21 protein-coding genes are annotated in these 20,702 nt (G+C 35.3%); 16 read left to right on the top strand and 5 right to left on the bottom strand.

Annotation, left to right across the window (positions count from 1 at the left end):
• Window positions 1–180 precede the first annotated feature (180 nt).
• From metQ to BAQ44_RS08205, 5 genes are all read left to right on the top strand, one after another.
• Window positions 181–987: a methionine ABC transporter substrate-binding lipoprotein MetQ gene (metQ, locus tag BAQ44_RS08185; protein WP_071721449.1), complete on the top strand. Its 807-nt coding sequence runs from the start codon at window positions 181–183 to the stop codon at window positions 985–987.
• 397 nt (window positions 988–1,384) lie between these two features.
• On the top strand, window positions 1,385–1,687 hold the full coding sequence (locus BAQ44_RS08190; protein ID WP_000349636.1) for a metal-sensing transcriptional repressor: 303 nt from the start codon (window positions 1,385–1,387) through the stop codon (window positions 1,685–1,687).
• 202 nt (window positions 1,688–1,889) lie between these two features.
• Window positions 1,890–2,096, top strand: a complete 207-nt coding sequence (copZ, locus tag BAQ44_RS08195; protein WP_000436980.1) for a copper chaperone CopZ — start codon at window positions 1,890–1,892, stop codon at window positions 2,094–2,096.
• Window positions 2,097–2,191: 95 nt separating this feature from the next.
• Window positions 2,192–4,612 (top strand): heavy metal translocating P-type ATPase, encoded by a 2,421-nt coding sequence (locus BAQ44_RS08200; RefSeq protein ID WP_071721450.1) that lies wholly within the window; start codon window positions 2,192–2,194, stop codon window positions 4,610–4,612.
• Window positions 4,613–4,774: 162 nt separating this feature from the next.
• Window positions 4,775–5,254 (top strand): GNAT family N-acetyltransferase, encoded by a 480-nt coding sequence (locus BAQ44_RS08205; protein ID WP_071721451.1) that lies wholly within the window; start codon window positions 4,775–4,777, stop codon window positions 5,252–5,254.
• 19 nt (window positions 5,255–5,273) lie between these two features.
• Here the strand turns inward: BAQ44_RS08205 and BAQ44_RS08210 are convergent, their stop codons facing one another.
• Together BAQ44_RS08210 and BAQ44_RS08215 are read right to left on the bottom strand one after the other, a co-directional pair.
• Window positions 5,274–5,546, bottom strand: coding sequence for a non-specific DNA-binding protein Hbs (locus BAQ44_RS08210; protein ID WP_001043902.1), 273 nt, complete (start codon window positions 5,544–5,546; stop codon window positions 5,274–5,276).
• Window positions 5,547–5,687: 141 nt separating this feature from the next.
• Window positions 5,688–6,503, bottom strand: coding sequence for a formate/nitrite transporter family protein (locus tag BAQ44_RS08215; protein WP_071721452.1), 816 nt, complete (start codon window positions 6,501–6,503; stop codon window positions 5,688–5,690).
• Window positions 6,504–6,698: 195 nt separating this feature from the next.
• On the opposite strand from BAQ44_RS08215, the gene BAQ44_RS08220 reads away from it, so the two are divergent.
• On the top strand, window positions 6,699–7,592 hold the full coding sequence (locus BAQ44_RS08220) for a metallophosphoesterase (RefSeq protein ID WP_071721453.1): 894 nt from the start codon (window positions 6,699–6,701) through the stop codon (window positions 7,590–7,592).
• A 190-nt stretch (window positions 7,593–7,782) separates the two neighbouring features.
• Here BAQ44_RS08220 and BAQ44_RS08225 read toward each other — a convergent pair whose 3' ends face one another.
• Entirely contained in the window at window positions 7,783–8,865 is a 1,083-nt protein-coding gene (locus tag BAQ44_RS08225) for a chitinase (protein WP_071721454.1), read from the bottom strand.
• 270 nt (window positions 8,866–9,135) lie between these two features.
• On the opposite strand from BAQ44_RS08225, the gene gabP reads away from it, so the two are divergent.
• The 8 genes from gabP to entD all read left to right on the top strand — a co-directional run bounded on the left by gabP (window position 9,136) and on the right by entD (window position 18,114).
• Window positions 9,136–10,530 (top strand): GABA permease, encoded by a 1,395-nt coding sequence (gene gabP / locus BAQ44_RS08235; protein ID WP_071721455.1) that lies wholly within the window; start codon window positions 9,136–9,138, stop codon window positions 10,528–10,530.
• A gap of 133 nt (window positions 10,531–10,663) precedes the next feature.
• Entirely contained in the window at window positions 10,664–11,002 is a 339-nt protein-coding gene (locus BAQ44_RS08240) for a hypothetical protein (RefSeq protein WP_002072695.1), read from the top strand.
• 317 nt (window positions 11,003–11,319) lie between these two features.
• Complete coding sequence (locus BAQ44_RS08250) at window positions 11,320–11,862, top strand: DUF420 domain-containing protein (protein WP_000228316.1); 543 nt, start codon at window positions 11,320–11,322, stop codon at window positions 11,860–11,862.
• Between the two features lie 115 nt (window positions 11,863–11,977).
• A complete protein-coding gene (locus tag BAQ44_RS08255; RefSeq protein ID WP_071721456.1) occupies window positions 11,978–13,141 on the top strand; it encodes an iron-containing alcohol dehydrogenase in 1,164 nt (387 codons plus the stop codon).
• Window positions 13,142–13,299: 158 nt separating this feature from the next.
• The gene (locus BAQ44_RS08260) at window positions 13,300–14,052 is read left to right on the top strand and encodes a DeoR/GlpR family DNA-binding transcription regulator (protein WP_061680371.1); all 753 of its coding nucleotides are present in this window, start codon (window positions 13,300–13,302) and stop codon (window positions 14,050–14,052) included.
• The gene (gene pfkB / locus BAQ44_RS08265) at window positions 14,049–14,960 is read left to right on the top strand and encodes a 1-phosphofructokinase (RefSeq protein WP_071721457.1); all 912 of its coding nucleotides are present in this window, start codon (window positions 14,049–14,051) and stop codon (window positions 14,958–14,960) included. Before BAQ44_RS08260 ends, pfkB begins: the two co-directional genes overlap by 4 nt.
• A gap of 13 nt (window positions 14,961–14,973) precedes the next feature.
• Window positions 14,974–16,833, top strand: coding sequence for a PTS fructose transporter subunit IIABC (locus BAQ44_RS08270; RefSeq protein ID WP_071721458.1), 1,860 nt, complete (start codon window positions 14,974–14,976; stop codon window positions 16,831–16,833).
• Window positions 16,834–17,181: 348 nt separating this feature from the next.
• Window positions 17,182–18,114: a cell wall-binding protein EntD gene (gene entD, locus BAQ44_RS08275; RefSeq protein WP_071721459.1), complete on the top strand. Its 933-nt coding sequence runs from the start codon at window positions 17,182–17,184 to the stop codon at window positions 18,112–18,114.
• A 62-nt stretch (window positions 18,115–18,176) separates the two neighbouring features.
• Here entD and BAQ44_RS08280 read toward each other — a convergent pair whose 3' ends face one another.
• Window positions 18,177–18,422, bottom strand: a complete 246-nt coding sequence (locus BAQ44_RS08280) for a hypothetical protein (protein WP_048545845.1) — start codon at window positions 18,420–18,422, stop codon at window positions 18,177–18,179.
• A 334-nt stretch (window positions 18,423–18,756) separates the two neighbouring features.
• Between BAQ44_RS08280 and miaA the strand changes: the two genes are divergently transcribed.
• Window positions 18,757–19,710: a tRNA (adenosine(37)-N6)-dimethylallyltransferase MiaA gene (miaA, locus tag BAQ44_RS08285; RefSeq protein WP_071721460.1), complete on the top strand. Its 954-nt coding sequence runs from the start codon at window positions 18,757–18,759 to the stop codon at window positions 19,708–19,710.
• A gap of 21 nt (window positions 19,711–19,731) precedes the next feature.
• A complete protein-coding gene (gene hfq / locus BAQ44_RS08290; RefSeq protein WP_000813896.1) occupies window positions 19,732–19,956 on the top strand; it encodes an RNA chaperone Hfq in 225 nt (74 codons plus the stop codon).
• Between the two features lie 80 nt (window positions 19,957–20,036).
• Here hfq and BAQ44_RS08295 read toward each other — a convergent pair.
• Window positions 20,037–20,702 (bottom strand): Gly-Xaa-Xaa repeat protein (locus BAQ44_RS08295; protein WP_131801848.1); only part of this gene is annotated, 666 nt, incomplete at its 5' end.

Consider the following 20,702-nt stretch of genomic DNA (forward strand, 5'->3'; position numbering starts at 1 on the left):
GAAGACTATTCTGAGGGGAAATAGAGCGATTTATACAGTCCGTGTGCAGGAGGAATAACGATGTGAAAATCAATGAACCAATTTGTGCATGTCCTAGTGTTGTTCTAATAAAATGGATTATTGATTTGTTACAGCGTGAATTAATAAATAAATACATAAAAGAAGAAGGGTGTTTACAACATGAAAAAACTATTACTATCAGGACTTATTACAACGGCAATTTTTGGTTTAACTGCTTGTGGAGGAAAAAGTGAAGATAAGCTTGTTGTTGGTGCTTCTAATGTACCTCATGCAGTTATTTTGGAAAAAGCAAAACCATTACTTGAGAAAAAAGGTGTGGAACTAGAAATTAAAAAATTCCAAGATTACGTATTACCAAATAAATCATTGGCAAATAAAGAATTAGATGCAAACTATTTCCAAGGTATTCCATACCTAGAGAAAGAAATGAAAGACAAAAAATATGATTTTGAAGTAGCTGGAAAAATACATATTGAACCAATCGGTTTATATTCTCAAAAATATAAAAATCTAAAAGAGCTTCCAGATGGTGCAACAATTATTATGAGTAATGCAATTACTGATCATGGACGTGGTTTAGCGATTTTACAAAAAGAAGGTATTTTAAAAATTAAAGATGGTATAGATCCTGTAAAAGCAACCGTAAAAGATATTGCGGAAAATCCAAAAAATTTGAAATTCAAAACAGACATTGAGCCTGGTTTATTAACACAAATGTATAAAAATAAAGAAGGTGATGCTATTTTAATTAATGCTAACTATGCGATTGATGCAAAATTAAATCCAAGAAAAGATGCAATTGCGATTGAAGGTAAGGATTCTCCATATGTAAACGTAGTTGCAGTTCGTAAAGGTGACAAAGATAAGAAAGAAATTAAAGCACTTGTAGAAGTATTACATTCGAAAGAAATTGAAGATTTTATTAATAAGGAATATAACGGTGCTGTTATTCCTGTAAAAGAATAAGTTTGAAAACTAAGGAATTGAGTTTTTTACAACTACGTATTTTATAACTGGTGAAAATTAATTGTTATATTAAGGGCTACTAAGGTAGCCCTTTTATATTTGCAACGAAAATTTGTCAGGGAATGTACATTAATGGAGGATTTAGTTGAAGAATATAGCACAAAAGTGATTAAACATTTTACTTTATTAAGTTTTGATGGAGAATGTATTGTTTTTTGAAAAAAGGAAAGGGTATCATGATAATTGAGACTGAGAGGCTAATAAATTGTTAAGAATAAGCATAGAGTGGAAATATACTCTTATGGGGTATCATACGTAGATAATTAGTGCTATAATTGGTATACTCGTAAAAGCAATTGTTTTATTGGATGAAGAGAAACTTTAAGAAGGTGATAATATGGATCATAAAGAGCATGAAGCGGTAACACATAGATCAGAAAAAGAAAAAGAACAAATTATAAATAGATTAAAGAGAATTGAAGGACAAGTCCGCGGTATTCAAAATATGATTGAAAATGATCGTTATTGCGTGGATATTTTAGTGCAAATTTCAGCGATTAATGCAGCGATGAAAAAAGTAGGAATGGGTGTATTAAAAAACCATACAAGTCATTGTGTTTCAGGTGCCATTAAAGATGGCAATGGTGACGAAGCAATTGAAGAATTAATGACAGTATTTGAACGTTTTTCAAAAGCGTAAAAACAAGCTAGTATGTAACTGGCTTGTTTTTTGTTTACCTTCATATAGGATTTAGGGGTATTGGTGTGAAAAAATGTGTGTAAAATAAACTTTTAGAAAATAATTGAAAAATCATGATACAAAACCATTGATTACCTTAGGGGGGTATGGTAAAATGAAATTGTGATTAACAAACAATGAAGAAACAAGAGGAGGATTTTAAATGGAACAGTTAACATTACAAGTTGAAGGTATGTCTTGTGGACATTGTGTAAATTCAATTGAAAGCAGCGTGAAAGAACTAAACGGTGTTGAACAAGTGAAAGTTCAATTGGCAGAAGGAACTGTTGAAGTTACTATCGACTCATCAGTTGTAACGTTAAAAGATATCGTTGCTGTAATTGAAGATCAAGGATACGATGTTCAATAATTATTTTTAGATATGGAAATAAATCGTACTTTATAGGAAGTACGATTTATTTTGTTAATAATTATACCTTATGAGGGTATATAGAGGTGAGAGACATGAATGAACAAAAAGAGGCCAATCTTCAAATATCAGGAATGACATGTGCGGCATGTGCGAATAGAATTGAAAAAGGTCTGAAAAAAGTAGAAGGTGTTCATGATGCAAATGTAAATTTTGCACTTGAAAAAACAAAAATAATGTATGATCCCCAAAAGACAAATCCGCAACAATTTAAGCAAAAAGTTGAATCGTTAGGATATGGAATTGTCAGCGATAAAGCAGAGTTTACTGTTTCAGGGATGACATGCGCAGCATGTGCCAATAGAGTAGAAAAGCGTTTAAATAAGTTAGAAGGTGTGAACGGAGCGACAGTGAATTTCGCTTTAGAATCAGCTACAGTAGATTTTAATCCTGATGAAATTAATGTAAATGAGATGAAGAGTGCAATTACGAAATTAGGATATAAATTAGAAGTGAAATCAGATGAGCAAAATGGATCAACTGATCATCGCTTACAAGAAATTGAGCGACAAAAGAAGAAATTTATCATTTCGTTTATTTTATCATTTCCGTTATTGTGGGCAATGGTAAGTCATTTCTCATTTACATCGTTTATTTATTTACCTGATATGCTTATGAACCCTTGGGTGCAGCTAGCTCTTGCAACTCCAGTTCAGTTTATCATTGGTGGGCAGTTTTATGTTGGGGCTTATAAAGCGTTACGTAATAAAAGCGCTAATATGGATGTTCTCGTGGCACTTGGAACGTCTGCAGCGTATTTCTACAGTGTGTATTTAAGTATTAGGTCGATTGGTTCTTCGGAACATATGACAGACTTGTATTTTGAAACGAGTGCAGTACTTATTACATTAATTATTTTAGGTAAATTATTTGAGGCGAAAGCAAAAGGACGCTCGTCAGAAGCAATTAAAAAATTAATGGGATTACAGGCGAAAACCGCTACTGTTGTACGAGATGGAACAGAAATAAAAATTTTAATTGAAGAAGTGGTAGCTGGTGATATCGTTTATGTGAAACCAGGGGAAAAAATCCCGGTAGATGGGGAAATTGTAGAAGGAAAGTCAGCAATTGATGAATCGATGTTAACGGGAGAGAGTATCCCGGTTGATAAAACAATTGGGGATGTAGTAATCGGTTCTACAATAAATAAAAATGGCTTTTTAAAAGTGAAAGCAACTAAGGTAGGAAGAGATACTGCATTAGCTCAAATTATTAAAGTAGTAGAAGAGGCTCAAGGTTCAAAAGCTCCTATTCAAAGGGTAGCAGATCAAATTTCAGGTATTTTCGTACCGGTTGTAGTTGTGATTGCTATTATCACATTTGCAGTGTGGATGCTATTTGTTACACCTGGTGATTTTGGCGGAGCACTTGAGAAAATGATAGCCGTACTTGTTATCGCTTGTCCGTGTGCATTAGGTCTTGCAACGCCTACGTCTATTATGGCGGGATCAGGAAGATCGGCTGAGTATGGCATTTTATTTAAAGGCGGGGAGCATTTAGAAGCAACCCACCGATTAGATACAGTTATTCTAGATAAAACAGGTACTGTGACAAATGGGAAGCCGGTGTTAACAGATGTAATTGTAGCAGGTGGATTCCATGAAGAAGAAATACTACGTTTAGTAGGTGCGGCAGAAAAAAATTCTGAACACCCACTTGCAGAAGCGATTGTAGAAGGAATTAAAGAAAAGAAAATTGATATCCCAAGTTCAGAAACGTTTGAAGCAATTCCAGGATTCGGTATCGAATCAGTTGTAGAAGGAAAACAATTATTAATTGGTACACGTCGATTAATGAAGAAATTCGATATTGATATTGAAGAAGTTTCTAAATCGATGGAAGCGCTAGAACGAGAAGGAAAAACAGCGATGCTTATTGCGATCAATAAAGAATATGCTGGTATAGTTGCCGTTGCGGATACTGTAAAAGATACTTCAAAAGCAGCTATCGCAAGACTTAAGAAAATGGGTCTAGACGTTGTTATGATTACAGGAGATAATACACAAACCGCTCAGGCAATCGCTAAGCAAGTTGGTATTGATCACGTAATTGCAGAAGTATTACCAGAAGGAAAAGCAGAAGAAGTGAAAAAACTGCAAGCGCAAGGTAAGAGAGTAGCAATGGTTGGAGATGGAATAAATGATGCTCCTGCACTTGCTACGGCGGATATCGGTATGGCAATTGGAACCGGAACGGATGTAGCGATGGAAGCGGCAGATATTACGTTAATCCGTGGTGACTTAAATAGTATTGCGGATGCAATCTTTATGAGTAAGATGACGATAAGAAATATTAAGCAAAATTTATTCTGGGCACTAGCTTATAACGGCTTAGGAATCCCGATTGCCGCGTTCGGTTTCCTGGCACCTTGGGTTGCTGGAGCTGCGATGGCATTTAGTTCTGTATCCGTTGTATTAAATGCATTACGACTGCAAAGAGTGAAATTAAAAAAATAAAAATCTATAGAGTAATTGCATATGCTTTTATACAAAAAACAATACTTATTTCAAAGTATTGTTTTTTTGTTTATATAGAAAGAAAAAAGATATAATAAAGCAGAAATATTGAATACTAGATGGTAGAAAAGTTAAATGATAGTTTAGTAAGGAGGTTTATATATGTTAAAAGACACGATCATTAGAACATTCCATAAAGAGGATTTAGAACAAGTTTTGCAGTTGTTCTATGAAACAGTTCATACAATTAATGCAAAAGATTATAACGTATTACAGCTACAGGCATGGGCACCAGAGCGACTAGATAGAGAAAGCTGGTTACAGTCTTTAGAGAAGAATATTAGTTATATAGCGGATCATACCGGTGTAATAGTGGGATTTGGTGATTATAATGATGAGCATTACGTAGATCGTCTATTTACGCATAAAGATTATCAAGGAAAAGGGATAGCTTCCTACATACTACAGAAGTTAGAAAAAGAAGCAGTAAACGTGGGGCATAGGGAGATATATACAGAGGCGAGTATTACAGCAAAACCTTTCTTTGAAAGTAACGGTTTTATTTGCATAAAGGAACAAAAGAAACAGCATAATGGTCAGATTTTTATTAATTATGTAATGAAAAAAATAGCCCTCTCATAAACGAGAAGGCTATTTTTCATTATTTTACAGCTTCTTTTAGTTCTTTACCAGCTTTGAAAGCAGGTACTTTAGAAGCTGCGATTTGCATTTCTTCACCAGTTTGTGGGTTACGGCCTGTACGAGCAGCTCTTTCGCGAACTTCGAATGTACCGAATCCGATAAGTTGTACTTTTTCACCAGCAGCTAAAGTGTTAGTGATTGATTCTACTACAGTTTGTAAAACTACAGTAGCTTCTTTTTGAGAAATCTCAGCATTTTGTGCTACGTTTTTGATTAATTCTGTTTTGTTCATGTTTTTCACCTCATATGTAAATAATGCTATTTAAGTTGTTATTATAACGTATAAAACATTCGAGAACAAGTGTACGCACATATATTCGTAAAAAAAATGAAATTTGTAATATTTTTTAGAGCTACTGTATAGACAGTTCATTTAAGCAGATACAGATTGTTTCTTTAATTCGGTTTGCTCTGTATTGGAAGGTTGTTTCTTATTATAAGATATGAAATAAGGTAACGCTACAAATAACATACCGCCTACTAAGTTTCCGAAAAAAACAAAAATGAAGTTTGGAAAATATTCAATCCAAGTTAACTGTCCAGCAAAAATTGCAGCTGGGATAACAAACATATTGGCTACAACGTGTTGAAAGCCAATCGCAACAAAAGTCATAACTGGGAACCAAATACCGATAATCTTCCCGATAAATTCTTTACTTCCCATACTGAGCCAAACGGCTAAACAAACGAGCCAATTACATCCGATGGCAGAAATGAAGGCTTGCAGTGGTGTATCTTGTAGTTTAGCTTGTGCAATAGAAACTGTTTTCGCTAAAAAAGCGCCTTCTGTTAATCCGACGATATGACCGAAAAAATAAGCAACGAATACAGCACCTATGAAGTTGCTAAACGTAACAATAATTAAATTTCGTATGAAATGAAATAAAGTAATTTTCTTTTGAAGCCAAGCCATAGAAACTGTCATCATGTTGCCGGTTACTAGTTCACCACCTGCAAGAATAACAAGTATAAGACCGATAGGGAATACAGCAGCGCCTAGAAAACTAGTAAATGATCCCCAAGACTTTGGCATTGTTCCAATAACATGAATATCGAGTAAATACCCTAATGCTATGAAAGCACCACCAAAAAAACCGAGAATTAGCATAGGGAGTAATGATAAATGAGCTTTTTTTCTTCCGGAATTCGCAGCAAGTTCCGTAATTTCTTCTGGTGTAAATACAGACATGAATAATCTCTCCTCAATAAAATGATAGAATGAATAGAAGGAACATTTTTAAAAATCTATGTATTATAAAAATATGTTATGACTTCTGCATAAGTTTGTCAAAGTGAATGGGGTAGAATTGGATATAACTAACATTGTTCATGTTGTCACATTAATGTAACAATAAGGCTGTAGAGTACTTCTAGAGGTGAGAACATGAATCCGCATCATGTAAAAATAGAACAAAAAAAATCAATCATAAAAATATTTATAATCAGTTTTATAAGTATAGTAATGATTTCAGTAAGTTTGTATTTCTATGCGACAGAAATAGAAAGAAAACTAGTAACAGTTACGTGGAATGAAATAGAAGCATCTACAATTCCTAAAGAGTTTAATAATAAAAAGATATTGCAATTCTCAGATGTGCATTTAGGGCCAGAATTTACACTGAAACAACTAGAAAATTTGGTGGAGAAGATGAATGCGTTACATCCAGATATAGTAGTTTTTACAGGGGATTTAATAGATAAGTTTGGATCGTATAAGGCGGAAAGAGAAGAAGCGAAAGGTATATTACAAAAAATACATGCACCCTTAGGGAAATATGCAGTGTTTGGGAATCATGATAGAGGCGGGGGAGGTAGTTTATTTTATAAAAAGTATATGGAGGAAGCTGGTTTCTCTGTGTTAGTAAATGAAATGCAAAAAATTAAAGTAGAAAACGGAAAATATATTACAATATCAGGTTTGGATGATTTCTTATTAGGAAAGCCGCAAATAGATTCGACTTTAAAACATGTGAGACAACAAGATTTCAATATGCTCTTAGTACATGAGCCGGATGTTGTAGACAAAGTAGCTCGTTACCCAGTTGATTTTCAAATGTCAGGCCATAGTCACGGAGGACAAGTTCAAATTCCTTTTATAGGTCCATTAATTACTACAAAATTAGCTGAGAGCTATGTGGAAGGTATGTATGAATTAGGAGGGAAGTATAAGCCGTTACATTTATACGTAAATCGTGGTATTGGGACAACTCGAATGCCTGTTAGATTTTGGAGTGTACCTGAACTTTCAGTATTTGTGTTAAAGCAAAATAGCAACTAGACTATTCAAGAGTAGTAGGACTTTCAGAGAAAGTTCTCTTTTTTTATTAGTTAAACAGGGAATATTATGTGAGTTTTATTTGAAGTGTTAACATGGAAAAGAATCTTTTCATCAAGTAGAAGTGAAAAAGTAATTTACATAAATAAAAAACCAACAATAGATCATTTAAAACCTATTGTTGGTTTTTATATTATTTTTGCAAGGGAATCGCATCAAAATATGTTCTGTAGTTATTAGAGAATTCAAAGTTGTTTTTTGCATCCCAATTAATAGACCAGGACATTAGGCCACGGAATGCAGGATAGCCACTCTGATTTGAAAGTTTATACTTTCCTCCGAAAGGAATTCCTTTAATGATATAATCTAAAGCTTTTTTCATTTCAGTTGGAGAAATATATCCGCCACTTGGAGCGGCAGCTGGTGCTGCAGGAAGTCCAATCATGACTTGATCCGAACGAAGAGCTGGGAAAATGTTATTTGCATTACCACCTACTGGAAAACCATGTAAGAGCATATCTGCCATAGCGACTTCGTAGTCTGCAGTACCTTGATTGTAGTTATTACCGTCAATTCCAATCCCACTACCAGCGTTGTAGTGTTGAACGTGAATGTATGTTAGTTTGTCTTTCACTCCGTAAATAATCGGTAAATATGCACCCCATATGCTTCCATATGCGCTATAACCGCCTTGAACATAAGCTGTTTCAGGAGCCATGCTTAATAGAAAATTTGTACCATAATGATCTGAGATTGTCCGAATAGCTGAAATAAGATTTACGATTTGAGGAGTCGTTGGGTTTTTGAAATTAGTGTCATTTCCGTTTAAGTAAATTCCTGATTCAAGGTCGATATCTATTCCATCAAAACCGTATTTATCAATTAGAGATTGTATGGAATTAATAAAACGTTGCTTAGCGGCATTATTAGGAAGTAAAACGACCCCATTTTGTCCACCTATTGAAAGAACTACTTTCTTTCCTTTACTTTTTAAATAAGCAATATCTGATTTGAATTCTGCATCCGTACCATACACAGGAGAAAATTCAACAGTGGAACGATCACCACCAGTTTCACCGAAAGATACATTGATTACATCCCATTTCGGTGAAACGTCTCTTAATTTAATAATACCAGTACCATTATCGAAGTTATGCCAGTATCCAACGAGTAATTTTGATCCTAAATTGTTTGCTGCTTGTGCTTGAAAGGGAGCTAGCGGTAGCAGTAAGAAAATTACTAAAGTACAACAAATGAATTTGAACTTGTTTAACATATCAACACTCCTATACAAAAAGTTGTCTAGATGTATAATCTTGTTTATTTAATAATATCTAAAAATTCACCCTTTTGTAAGGCGACTATAATTTTCTCAACAATTGTGTATGGGAAATTATTAAACCTAATGAAATAATTTCTGGAGGAGGTCGAATTACGATTGTTAAATTCAGAATATTTTGATATATTTTAAAGTATAGGACAAGATTTTTCGCATAATACTCTTACATAAATTTCAAAATTAAGTTTGGAAGGGGATGTACAAGAGTTGGATAAAAATCTTAAGAAAGACCTCAAAATACGCCACATTACAATGATTTCCATTGGCGGCGTAATAGGAGCTGGTTTGTTTGTTGGAAGTGGTGCGGTTGTGCATTCAGCAGGTCCAGGTTCTATCGTTTCATATGCATTAGCAGGACTTCTAGTTATTTTCGTTATGAGAATGCTAGGAGAAATGGCAGCTATTAATCCGACAAGTGGTTCATTTGCAACATATGCAAGAGAGGCAATTGGTCCATGGGCAGGTTATACAATTGGCTGGCTATATTGGTTTTTCTGGGTAATTGTTATTGCAATAGAAGCTACAGCAGGTGCTGGTATTATTCAATACTGGATTCCAGAAATCCCGCTCTGGTTATTAAGCTTAATATTAACGATTTTATTAACATTGACGAATGTTTTCTCGGTGAAATCATTTGGAGAATTTGAATATTGGTTTTCATTTATTAAAGTAATAAGTATTGTTTTGTTCCTTTGTCTTGGACTAGCTGTTATTTTAGGATTTGTACCAGGAACGGAAGCACCTGGCACTTCGAATTTAGTAGGTCAAGGAGGATTTATGCCAAATGGTATAAGTTCGGTGTTACTTGGAATCACCGTCGTTATATTTTCATTTATGGGATCTGAGATTGTTGCAGTAGCCGCTGGAGAGTCTGCCGAACCTGTAAAAGCCGTAAAAACAGCAACAAATAGTGTAATTTGGCGTATTCTCGTATTTTTCATTGGATCGATCGCTGTAGTTGTTACACTCCTTCCGTGGAATTCGGCGAACATACTAAAAAGTCCGTTTGTGGCGGTACTGGAACATATAGGGATACCAGCGGCAGCGCAAATTATGAATTTTATCGTTTTAACAGCTGTACTTTCTTGTTTAAATTCGGGTTTATATACGAACTCAAGAATGCTTTTTTCAATGGCAGAAAGAGGAGATGCGCCAAAGGCATTTTTGAAATTGAATAGTAGTGGTGTTCCAGTTCGGGCGGTTTTATTTGGAACTTTCTTTGCTTACGTTGGAGTTGTTTTTAGTTACATATCTCCAGATAAAGTATTTTTATTTTTAGTGAATGCATCTGGTGGGATTGCGTTACTCGTTTATCTCGTTATAGCAGTTTCACATTTCAAGATACGTAAAAAAATGGGAAAAGCGGAACAACAAAATTTGAAAGTGAAAATGTGGCTTTTTCCATATGTAACATATGTTACAATTGCTGCGATTATAGCAGTTTTAGTTGCAATGCTCGTAATTGAATCTTTACGTTCACAGGCACTATTAACGATGCTTGTTACTGTTCTTATAATACTTTCTTATTTTATTTTCAATAGAAATAAAAATAGTACAGTGTTGAATCCTAAAAGTAAAAATGAGGAATCTGTTCGATTCTAATTTCTTGTTTTAGAAGAGAGTTACACCCAATCATTGCTATAAAAGAATCATATATAATCATAGAAACAAGTAATTACTATTGTCATAGTGAATATAAACTTTTTTCTTGACTTTTTATACGAAGGCGAGCAAAATGGTAAAAAAGGAAGGGGGGATGACAATGGAAGAGTACGTATTAGAGCTATATAATCTGTTATATACGACAGAATGGCAAGATATTGTTTCGTTTCTAGGAATAATGTTTTGTATGAAAATCGTAATTGTATATATGGAAGAGCAAGGTATGTTCTATTCCTTCTCATCCCCGTTCGATGTGCAGCGCGAGCCGTTGCCAAACTATGCCAAGGTAAATTACGAACAAATTCCTTTTGTTATATTCTTTATGATTCGATTTATAACAGCAATTGTAAAGAAAAAGGAAAGTGACGATGAAGAGTGCCACTCAACTTGTAATATAGCGACTGCTTTTTAAGCTAAATACAAGGAGGAGATTTATATGTGGTTTCGATTTCTTATGATTGGTTTCTTTTCATTAACAGCAATTTCTTTAATGGGATATCAAGTGTCTGAAATTTTTCAAGCATATAGCAATACGTTTTTCAACAAAAACTAATTACATTGCTATTTAAATAATAAAGCGATAAAATCCTTCTTAAGAAGTTTTATTAAGAAGGATTTTTTTCTTTGCTCTGTCTTACTGTGTCAAACTATTGTCACATTTACACTGTGAATAATATGTTAAAATAGTGAGGTTACGTATACATATTTGAAGGAAGAGGAGTGACCATTTTGGTGGATCAATCAACTAATCAGAAAAGCTATGCTCCTATTGTGATAACGCTTTCTGTAATTGTAAATGCGATTATTTTATTTTTGTTCTTTGGACCTGTTGGCTATGAAGGAGAAGTACATTTTGATGTAACAATTTTACCAATGTTAAATGCAATTTTTAATAGCTTTACATTCGTATTCTTATTAGCAGCTTTATACTCGATTATTAAGAAGAATGTGAAAATGCACCGCGGTTTCATCCTGGCAGCATTTACAACGACGTTGCTATTTTGTGTTTCTTATTTATCGTATCATTACTTGGCGCCGGCAACACATTTTGGTGGGGAAGGATTCATTAAATATGTGTACTTCATTATTTTAATTACACATATTATCCTGGCAGCAATTATTGTACCACTTGCATTGTTTGCACTTGTATTTGGTTTTACAAATCAATTAACACGTCATCGTAAAATTGTACGTTGGACGATGCCGATTTGGTTATATGTAAGTTTATCTGGTGTTATTGTTTACTTAATGATCTCGCCTTATTACCAATAAAAAATCTCAGCCTGTAGGCTGGGATTTTTTTGTTAGGCAAATATTTTTGTGAAATGAAAAAAATATGGTATACAAAAGTATAGTTGCTTTTCATATAGAAGGGATGGTAAGGGATATGCAAAATTTTGTATTTCGTAATCCGACGAAACTTATTTTTGGTAAAGGTCAATTAGAACAGTTAAAAACTGAAATTCCACAGTTCGGTAAAAAAGTTCTTCTCGTATATGGGGGAGGAAGTATTAAAAGAAACGGTATTTATGATAATGTACTTTCTATTTTAAAAGATATAAATGCAGAGGTATTTGAATTGACAGGTGTTGAACCGAATCCACGTGTATCAACTGTAAAGAAAGGGATTCAAATTTGTAAAGATAATGGCGTCGAATTCATATTAGCAGTTGGCGGGGGCAGTGTAATCGACTGTACGAAAGCAATTGCTGCTGGTAGCAAATATGATGGAGATGTATGGGATATTGTAACGAAAAAAGTATTTGCTAGTGAGGCGTTACCATTTGGTACGGTGCCTACTCTTGCAGCGACAGGGTCTGAAATGAATGCGGGTTCTGTCATTACAAACTGGGAAACGAATGAAAAATATGGCTGGGGTAGCCCAGTTACTTTCCCGCAGTTTTCGATTTTGGATCCAGTTCATACTGCATCTGTACCGAGGGATCAAACAATTTACGGTATGGTAGATATTATGTCACACGTATTAGAGCAATATTTCCACCACGGAACAAATACAGAACTACAAGATCGTTATTGTGAATCTGTATTAAAAACAGTAATTGAAACCGCCCCTAAGCTTTTAAGTGATTTAGAAAATTATGAGCATAGAGAAACCATTTTATATTGCGGTACTATGGCGTTAAACGGCATTTTAGCGATGGGAGTAAAAGGAGACTGGGCAACTCACAATATTGAGCACGCAGTTTCTGCGGTTCATGATATACCACACGGGGGTGGCCTTGCGATTTTATTCCCGAACTGGATGAAGCATGTCGTAGATGAAAATGTAAGTCGTTTTAAACAGTTCGCTATTCGTGTATTCGATGTAGAAACAGATGGGAAAACTGATCTAGAAATTGCGTTAGAAGGAATTGAGGCGTTACGTCAATTTTGGACTTCAATTGAGGCGCCGGTAACATTAGCTGATTACGCTATTGGGGAAAATGAAATTGATTTAATGGCGGATAAAGCGATGGCTTATGGTGAATTTGGTAACTTTAAAAAATTAAATAAAGACGATGTTTTAAGCATATATAAAGCTTCTTTATAAGTGAATCGAGCAAAGAAACCCATTTGATTGGTATATCAAATGGGTTTCTTTTTTGTTGTTTATAACTGTTTGTGATTGATTTTGATTATTTATGAATGTTTATGATTGATTTTTGTGATCGTTTTCATTATACTGTAATCAAAGAAGAGGTGAATGAAATGTTAACTCCTGAACGTCATCAAATGATATTGCAACTTGTAAAAGAGCTGAAGGTTGTTAAATTACAACAATTAGTGGAAAGAACAGAAAGCTCTGAATCAACAATTCGTCGTGATTTAGCACAATTGGAAAAACAAAGGTTATTAAAAAGAGTTCACGGTGGTGCGGCTGTTTTAACAGGAAAAGGACAAGAGCCGACGATGGTTGAAAAATCATCCAAAAACATTCAAATAAAACAACAAATTGCGAAGCATGCGGCTAGTATTGTTGAACAAGGTGATTGTATTTATTTAGATGCAGGAAGTACGACATTTGAAATGATTCCATTTTTAATAAATAAAGACGTTACTGTCGTTACAAATGGACTTATGCATATTGAAGCTTTAGTTGAAAATAATATTCGTGCATATTTACTAGGCGGAATGATGAAAAGTAGGACGAAAGCTTTAATTGGTGCTATGGCACAGGAAAGTATGCAAAAGTATCGTTTTGATAAATGTTTTTTAGGCGCGAATGGTGTGCATGAACAACTTGGTTTTACAACACCGGATCCAGAAGAGGCGCTTTTAAAACAAATGGCATTAACATTAGCAAACGAAGGATATTTCTTAATTGATGAAAGTAAGTTTTCAGAAGTTGCGTTTGCGAAAATTGCCAATGTTGAAGAGGCAAATATTATTACAAACCATTTAGAAATTGATTTAGAAAAATATAAAAGACAAACCAATGTAATTGAGGCTGATAAACAATGATCTATACAGTTACTTTAAATCCATCTATTGATTATGTAGTACAAGTTAATTCCTTCGATTTAGGCGCGGTAAATCGAGCAAAGAAAGATATGAAATTTCCTGGAGGAAAAGGGATTAACGTTTCTCGCGTTCTTCATCGTTTAGGTGTTGAAAATGTAGCACTTGGATTTACTGGTGGATTTACCGGTCAATTTATTAAAGATGTATTACAGGCGGAAGGTGTAACAACAAACTTCGTCCAAGTAGACGGAGATTCCCGAATTAATGTGAAAATAAAAGGACAAGAAGAGACGGAATTAAATGGGCAAGGTCCTAATGTAACAAAAGAGCAATTTGAACAATTAATGAAACAGATTGAAAGTATGAAGCAGGGAGATTGTGTTGTACTGGCTGGAAGTGTACCGGCGTCTATCTCAACTACTTTTTATGAATCGATTGCAGCGCTCGGAGCTGAAAAAGGTATTCGCGTAGTGGTTGATGCAAGTGGTAGTGCACTGCAGCATGTAATTAAAAATAAACCATTTTTAATAAAGCCTAATCATCATGAACTTGGTGAGTTATTCGGTGTAGAGATTTCCACAGTAGAAGATATTTTACCGTATGGAAGAAAATTAATTGAACAAGGTGTAGAGCATGTGATTGTATCAATGGCTGGAGATGGAGCTTTACTATTTACGGCAGAAGGTATATATGAAGCAACTGTTCCAAAAGGTGTTGTAATTAATTCGGTTGGGGCTGGAGATTCTCTCGTTGCAGGATTTGTAGGGAAATATGAACAGACGAAAGATATTGAAAAGGCATTTCAATATGGCGTTGCAACAGGGAGTGCAACAGCATTTTCAGCTGATTTATGTGAAAAGGAAAAAGTAGAAGAATTATTGTCGCAAGTAATTATAACTAAGCGATAGGGGGAAGCAACATATGAAAATTACAGAACTATTAAAAAGGGATACAGTTATTATAAATTTGACAGCTTCAAATAAAGAAGCTGTCATAGATGAATTAGTTGAGAAATTAGACGGTGCAAATCGTTTAAATAGTAAAGCGGAATTTAAAGAAGCTATTTTAAAGAGGGAGTCACAAAGTACGACTGGAATAGGGGAAGGGATTGCAATCCCTCATGCGAAAACAAAAGCTGTTAAGCAGCCAGCGATTTGTTTTGGTAGAAGTGTAAGCGGTATCAACTATGAATCGCTTGATGGACAGCCAGCGCATTTATTCTTTATGATTGCTGCGAGTGAAGGGGCGAATAATACTCATTTAGAAACGTTATCCCGCTTATCTACTTTATTAATGGATGAAGGATTTCGTAAGCAATTATTAGAAGCAAAGGATGAAGAGGAACTTCTTCGTTTATTTGATGAAAAAGAGAATGAAAAAGAAGAAGAAGAGGTTGAAGTTGCAAAACCAGAAGGAAATGAACCATACGTATTAGCGGTTACGGCTTGCCCAACTGGAATCGCTCACACGTATATGGCGGCGGATAGCTTGAAAGCAAAAGCAGCAGAGCTAGGTATAGCAATTAAAGTTGAAACGAATGGATCAACAGGTATAAAAAACGGTTTAACGAAAGAGGACATTGAACGCGCAACGGCTATAATTGTTGCGGCAGATAAACAAGTAGAAATGAACCGTTTTGCTGGGAAACATGTCATTCAAGTGCCAGTCGCTGATGGGATTAGAAAAACGGAAGCGCTTCTTAATCGAGCTGTAAAACAAGATGCGCCAATCTTTAAAGGAATAAAGGAAGATGGGAAGATAGAGAGCGCCGAGAAAGAAAAAGGGTTAGGAATTTATAAGCACTTAATGAACGGTGTAAGTAATATGCTTCCATTCGTTGTTGGTGGCGGAATTTTAATTGCATTAGCATTTTGGGTTGGTGGTATAAAAGCAGAAGGGCCATTGGCTGAATTGTTAATGTCTATTGGTGGAGGTAAAACAGGGGCGTTTTTATTCCTCGTACCAATTTTAGCTGGATTTATTGCAAGTTCTATTGCTGATCGTCCTGGTTTTATGCCTGGTGTTGTCGGTGGATTTTTAGCAGCACATGCGAATGCTGGGTTTTTAGGTGGATTAATTGCTGGTTTCTTAGCTGGGTATGTTGTTGTAGGATTGAAACGATTGTTCTCAGGATTACCAGTACAGTTAGAAGGAATTAAGCCTGTATTGTTATATCCAGTCTTTGGATTATTGATTACAGGAGTTGTTATGCAAAAAATAGTAATTCCGCCTGTAGTAGCATTGAATGAAATGTTAACAGGATGGTTAAATGGTTTGAACGGTACAAATGCTATATTATTAGGTCTTATTTTAGGTGGCATGATGGCAATTGATATGGGTGGTCCAATTAATAAAGCTGCATTTACATTTGGCATTGCTGCAATAGAAGCGCAGAACTTTGGAATTCACTCAGCAGTTATGGCTGGTGGTATGGTACCGCCGTTAGCGATTGCATTCGCAACTACTTTCTTTAAATCAAAATTTACTGAGGCAGAACGTAAATCTGGTTTAACAAATTATATTATGGGAGCGTCGTTTATTACAGAAGGTGCGATTCCATTTGCAGCTGCAGATCCGATTCGAGTAATAGTAAGTTGTGTTGTTGGTTCAAGTATTGCGGGTGCATTATCTATGTTATTCCAAATTACATTACCAGCGCCACATGGTGGATTGTTTGTTATCGCATTAGTAAATAAACCGGTGTTATATATTTTCTCGATATTGATAGGGACAGTTGTTTCAGCACTTATGATGGGGATTTGGAAAAAGAAAGTTAAATAACACATGAAAAAGGAGGAGCTTTTATTAGCTGCTCCTTTTTATTACAAAAAAGAAGGTTAATAATTGGAGAATGATGGATTTTGGTAAAAGATGTAATGAAATATGAATTTTTTGTAACAAAAAAGTAATACTGTAATTTTTTCTGGAAAAAAATTCTGGTGCTTGTACGTGGAAAATATATGAAAACTATTGGGAATTCTATTGGAAAGAGAATTCATTAATATGGAAATTTATGTTACAACTCATTAATCGCATATTACGAATGGTTTGTAATTGTGTGATTTCTAAAAATCTCAAAAATCTGTTGCTATAATGAAAATACGAAAACAAAGCAAATGGAGGCTATTCATGAAAAAATTATTAGGTATAGCAACAGCAGCAGTTTTTGGTCTTGGGATTTTTGCGGGTTCTGCGAAAGCAGAAACGATTGTAACAACAGACGTATTAAATGTTAGAGAAAACCCAAATGTAGAATCAAAGCTTGTAGGTAAAATGTTGAGTGGAAATACATTAGATGTGGTAAATACAGAAAATGGATGGACAAAAATTAAATTAAATGGTCAAGAAGCGTTTGTGAGTGCTGAGTTTACAAAAAGTACATATTATGTAACAGCGGGCGTGTTAAATGTTCGTGCTGGAGCGAGTACGGACTCTGAAATTCTTGGTAAACTTAATAAAAATGATGTAATTGAAACGACAAATCAAGTTCAAAATGAATGGTTACAATTTGACTATAATGGAAAAACAGGATATGTTCACGTGCCATTTTTAACAGGGACGGCACCTGTGATTGAAAAGAAAGAAGTTGTCACGCAAGAAGAAGCACCGGAAAAAATAAATGCGCCGGTTAAAAATAATAAAGCAGTTAAGAGTAAAGAGTCTGTTAAGAATGTAGAATCAAGTAAACCTGTGGCAAAAGAGAAGACAACTGCGAAACCAGTTGCGAAATCTGCTGAAACAAGTGCGCCTGCTGGTGGACGTGAAATAACAGTAGAAGCGACAGCGTATACAGCGCACCCAAGTGAGAATGGTACGTATGGTGGTCGTGTATTAACTGCAATGGGGCATGATTTAACAGCAAATCCAAATATGAAAGTCATTGCTGTTGATCCTAAAGTGATTCCACTTGGATCAAAAGTATGGGTAGAAGGATATGGAGAAGCGATTGCTGGAGATACAGGTGGCGCGATTAAAGGAAATCGTATTGATGTTTTAGTTGGTTCAGATGGTAGTGCTGATAACTGGGGGCGCAAATCTGTAAAAGTGAAAGTTATAGAGTAGTATATATGTATGAATATGAAATGCGGTTGCTTGAAATTGTATAAGCAACCGCATTTTGTGGATTATTGAAAAGGATAAATCGTTTTACCTGTAATAATTTTATATGCACTGCAAAATTGATTTTGAATATATTCTGTATTTTCATTTTCTGGATGTAATGTTGTTTCTTGGAGAGTAGAATGAAAAGAACGTAGCAAACAATTTAAGGCGAAGTATAATTCTTCTTGTGAGCAATTTTGTTCTTTTGTAGCAGTAGCTAAAATGAGGTCTTTTGTTAAAGATGAAAAATTAATGGTGGATTGTTTCATAGTCAACTCATCCTCTCGAAGGTATTTTTTATCATGTATATGCGGAATTGGACAAACTATGTTCTTTTTTATTTATCCCGCTTTAATGGGCAGTAAGACCCCCACCTCAAAATGCAGCGAAAGCAAAGAAGTTAGGTGGGGGATCAACTGCCCCTAAAAGTCCGATTGGTGAGGGCTGATAATCAGTGGGGGATGAAGAAAACTCCCGCTGATTAAAGTTTCACTTTATAATTTCATGTACCGGAATGAAAGAACTTGCAATCATGCCGTTAAAATTGGTAAGATTGGATATAATCAATAGATGGAGTACATCACATAAAGAGAGTTGAATGATATGGGAGAAGTGCAACGTGAAAAAGTTGCTGTCATCATTGGACCAACTGCTGTTGGGAAGACGAAGTTAAGTATTGATCTTGCTAAAGCGTTGAATGGTGAAATTATAAGTGGAGATTCCATGCAGATTTATCGTACGATGGATATTGGAACTGCAAAGGTGACGAAAGAAGAGATGGACGGAATTCCACATTATATGGTTGATATAAAAAATCCGGAAGAATCATTTTCTGTTGCCGAATTTCAAGAACGTGTTCGTAAGCATATTCGAGAGATTACAGAGCGTGGTAAATTGCCAATTATCGTTGGTGGAACTGGCCTGTATATACAATCTGTTTTATTCGATTATCAGTTTACGGATGATGCTGGTGATACTATATACCGAGAACAAATGGAACAGTTAGCATTAGAACGTGGTGTGGAATATGTACATAAAAAGTTACAAGAAGTAGACCCAGAAAGCGCTGAGCGTATTCATGCAAATAATGTACGCCGTGTCATTAGGGCGTTAGAAATTTTCCACACGACGGGTGAAAAAATGAGTGATCAACTTGAAAAACAAGAAAACGAGTTATTATACGATGTTTCCTTGATTGGCTTGACAATGGATCGAGAAATGCTATACGATCGCATTAACTTGCGAGTTGATATAATGATGGACCAAGGTTTATTAAAAGAAGTAGAAGGATTGTATAATAGCGGGATACGAGATTGTCAATCTATTCAAGCGATTGGGTATAAAGAGATATATGATTATTTTGAGGATCGTGTCTCTTTAGAAGAAGCGGTATCACAATTAAAGACGAATTCACGTCGTTATGCAAAGCGTCAATTAACATGGTTCCGTAATAAGATGGATGTCACATGGTTTGATGTTACAGACGGTGAAAAAACGTCAGAAATTTTACGATACATAGAAGGAAAGTTACAACTAAAGTCGAATAATAGTAAGTAGAGAAAAAGAGGAGGATTCGACATGAAGCAATCAATCAATATTCAAGATCAGTTTTTAAATCAACTCCGTAAAGAGAATACGTTTGTTACGCTGTACTTATTAAATGGTTTCCAGCTTCGTGGATTAATTAAAGGATTTGATAATTTTACAGTCCTACTGGAAACAGAAGGTAAGCAACAGCTTATTTATAAACATGCAATTTCTACATTTGTACCACAAAAAAATGTTTCAATCGAATTAGAGTAGTAATGAATTATTGTACATAACAAAAAAAGAGCGAGTTTCTCGCTCTTTTTTTATTTGCCATAAACAATAGATCGTGGAATTTAAGCGATTCTAAATACAGTAAGACGAATGTTAGTGTTGCCTGTTTCAGGAATTGTAATTTCGCTAAGAGTAGATTTAACAGAAATGTTTGCGCCGGCAGCTAATGTTTCGATCGTAGTGAATGAAAGTGAGTCGCCTATTAGATTTGAAGAGAAGTTGTCAGTTGCGACTGCTCCATTTATTGAAATTCCTACTCCAAGTGGGGCACATCCTGGTGCAGTTGTAGAGATGGATACGCTAATGACATAAATACCAGCGTTGATAACAGTAACTGTATCTGTCCCGTTGAAGATAATGTTGTTTATGTTAATTGCAGTATTAAAAATGAAGTTGTTAAATTGAAGTATTGTTTGCTGAATGTTGTTTGTAACGACAATTGTTGCCACAGGGAAGCTAGGTCCGGTAGGCCCAGTAGGTCCAGTTGGTCCACCAGAAGGTCCGGTAGGCCCAGTAACTCCTATACCAGTAGCGCCGGTAGCACCTGTTGGACCTTGAATACCTTGAGGTCCAGTAGCGCCTGTGTTACCTTGAACACCTTGAGGTCCAGTAGCACCCGTGTTACCTTGAGCACCCTGAGGTCCAGTGGCACCCGTGTTACCTTGAGCACCCTGAGGTCCAGTGGCACCAGTAGCACCTGTGTTACCTTGAACACCTTGAGGTCCAGT

It is taken from the genome of Bacillus mobilis (assembly GCF_001884045.1).
Classification (GTDB): Bacteria; Bacillota; Bacilli; order Bacillales; family Bacillaceae_G; genus Bacillus_A; species Bacillus_A mobilis.

What these genes read in the sequence shown, in the direction of transcription:
- entD (WP_071721459.1), top strand. Translation starts at nt 17,182, where the DNA reads ATGAAAAAATTATTAGGTATAGCAACAGCAGCAGTTTTTGGTCTTGGG.
- BAQ44_RS08215 (WP_071721452.1), bottom strand. Translation starts at nt 6,503, where the DNA reads ATGTCTGTATTTACACCAGAAGAAATTACGGAACTTGCTGCGAATTCC.
- BAQ44_RS08220 (WP_071721453.1), top strand. Translation starts at nt 6,699, where the DNA reads ATGAATCCGCATCATGTAAAAATAGAACAAAAAAAATCAATCATAAAA.
- miaA (WP_071721460.1), top strand. Translation starts at nt 18,757, where the DNA reads ATGGGAGAAGTGCAACGTGAAAAAGTTGCTGTCATCATTGGACCAACT.
- pfkB (WP_071721457.1), top strand. Translation starts at nt 14,049, where the DNA reads ATGATCTATACAGTTACTTTAAATCCATCTATTGATTATGTAGTACAA.
- hfq (WP_000813896.1), top strand. Translation starts at nt 19,732, where the DNA reads ATGAAGCAATCAATCAATATTCAAGATCAGTTTTTAAATCAACTCCGT.
- BAQ44_RS08260 (WP_061680371.1), top strand. Translation starts at nt 13,300, where the DNA reads ATGTTAACTCCTGAACGTCATCAAATGATATTGCAACTTGTAAAAGAG.
- BAQ44_RS08255 (WP_071721456.1), top strand. Translation starts at nt 11,978, where the DNA reads ATGCAAAATTTTGTATTTCGTAATCCGACGAAACTTATTTTTGGTAAA.
- BAQ44_RS08270 (WP_071721458.1), top strand. Translation starts at nt 14,974, where the DNA reads ATGAAAATTACAGAACTATTAAAAAGGGATACAGTTATTATAAATTTG.
- BAQ44_RS08240 (WP_002072695.1), top strand. Translation starts at nt 10,664, where the DNA reads ATGGTAAAAAAGGAAGGGGGGATGACAATGGAAGAGTACGTATTAGAG.
- BAQ44_RS08205 (WP_071721451.1), top strand. Translation starts at nt 4,775, where the DNA reads ATGTTAAAAGACACGATCATTAGAACATTCCATAAAGAGGATTTAGAA.
- BAQ44_RS08190 (WP_000349636.1), top strand. Translation starts at nt 1,385, where the DNA reads ATGGATCATAAAGAGCATGAAGCGGTAACACATAGATCAGAAAAAGAA.
- BAQ44_RS08210 (WP_001043902.1), bottom strand. Translation starts at nt 5,546, where the DNA reads ATGAACAAAACAGAATTAATCAAAAACGTAGCACAAAATGCTGAGATT.
- BAQ44_RS08225 (WP_071721454.1), bottom strand. Translation starts at nt 8,865, where the DNA reads ATGTTAAACAAGTTCAAATTCATTTGTTGTACTTTAGTAATTTTCTTA.
- metQ (WP_071721449.1), top strand. Translation starts at nt 181, where the DNA reads ATGAAAAAACTATTACTATCAGGACTTATTACAACGGCAATTTTTGGT.
- copZ (WP_000436980.1), top strand. Translation starts at nt 1,890, where the DNA reads ATGGAACAGTTAACATTACAAGTTGAAGGTATGTCTTGTGGACATTGT.
- BAQ44_RS08280 (WP_048545845.1), bottom strand. Translation starts at nt 18,422, where the DNA reads ATGAAACAATCCACCATTAATTTTTCATCTTTAACAAAAGACCTCATT.
- BAQ44_RS08200 (WP_071721450.1), top strand. Translation starts at nt 2,192, where the DNA reads ATGAATGAACAAAAAGAGGCCAATCTTCAAATATCAGGAATGACATGT.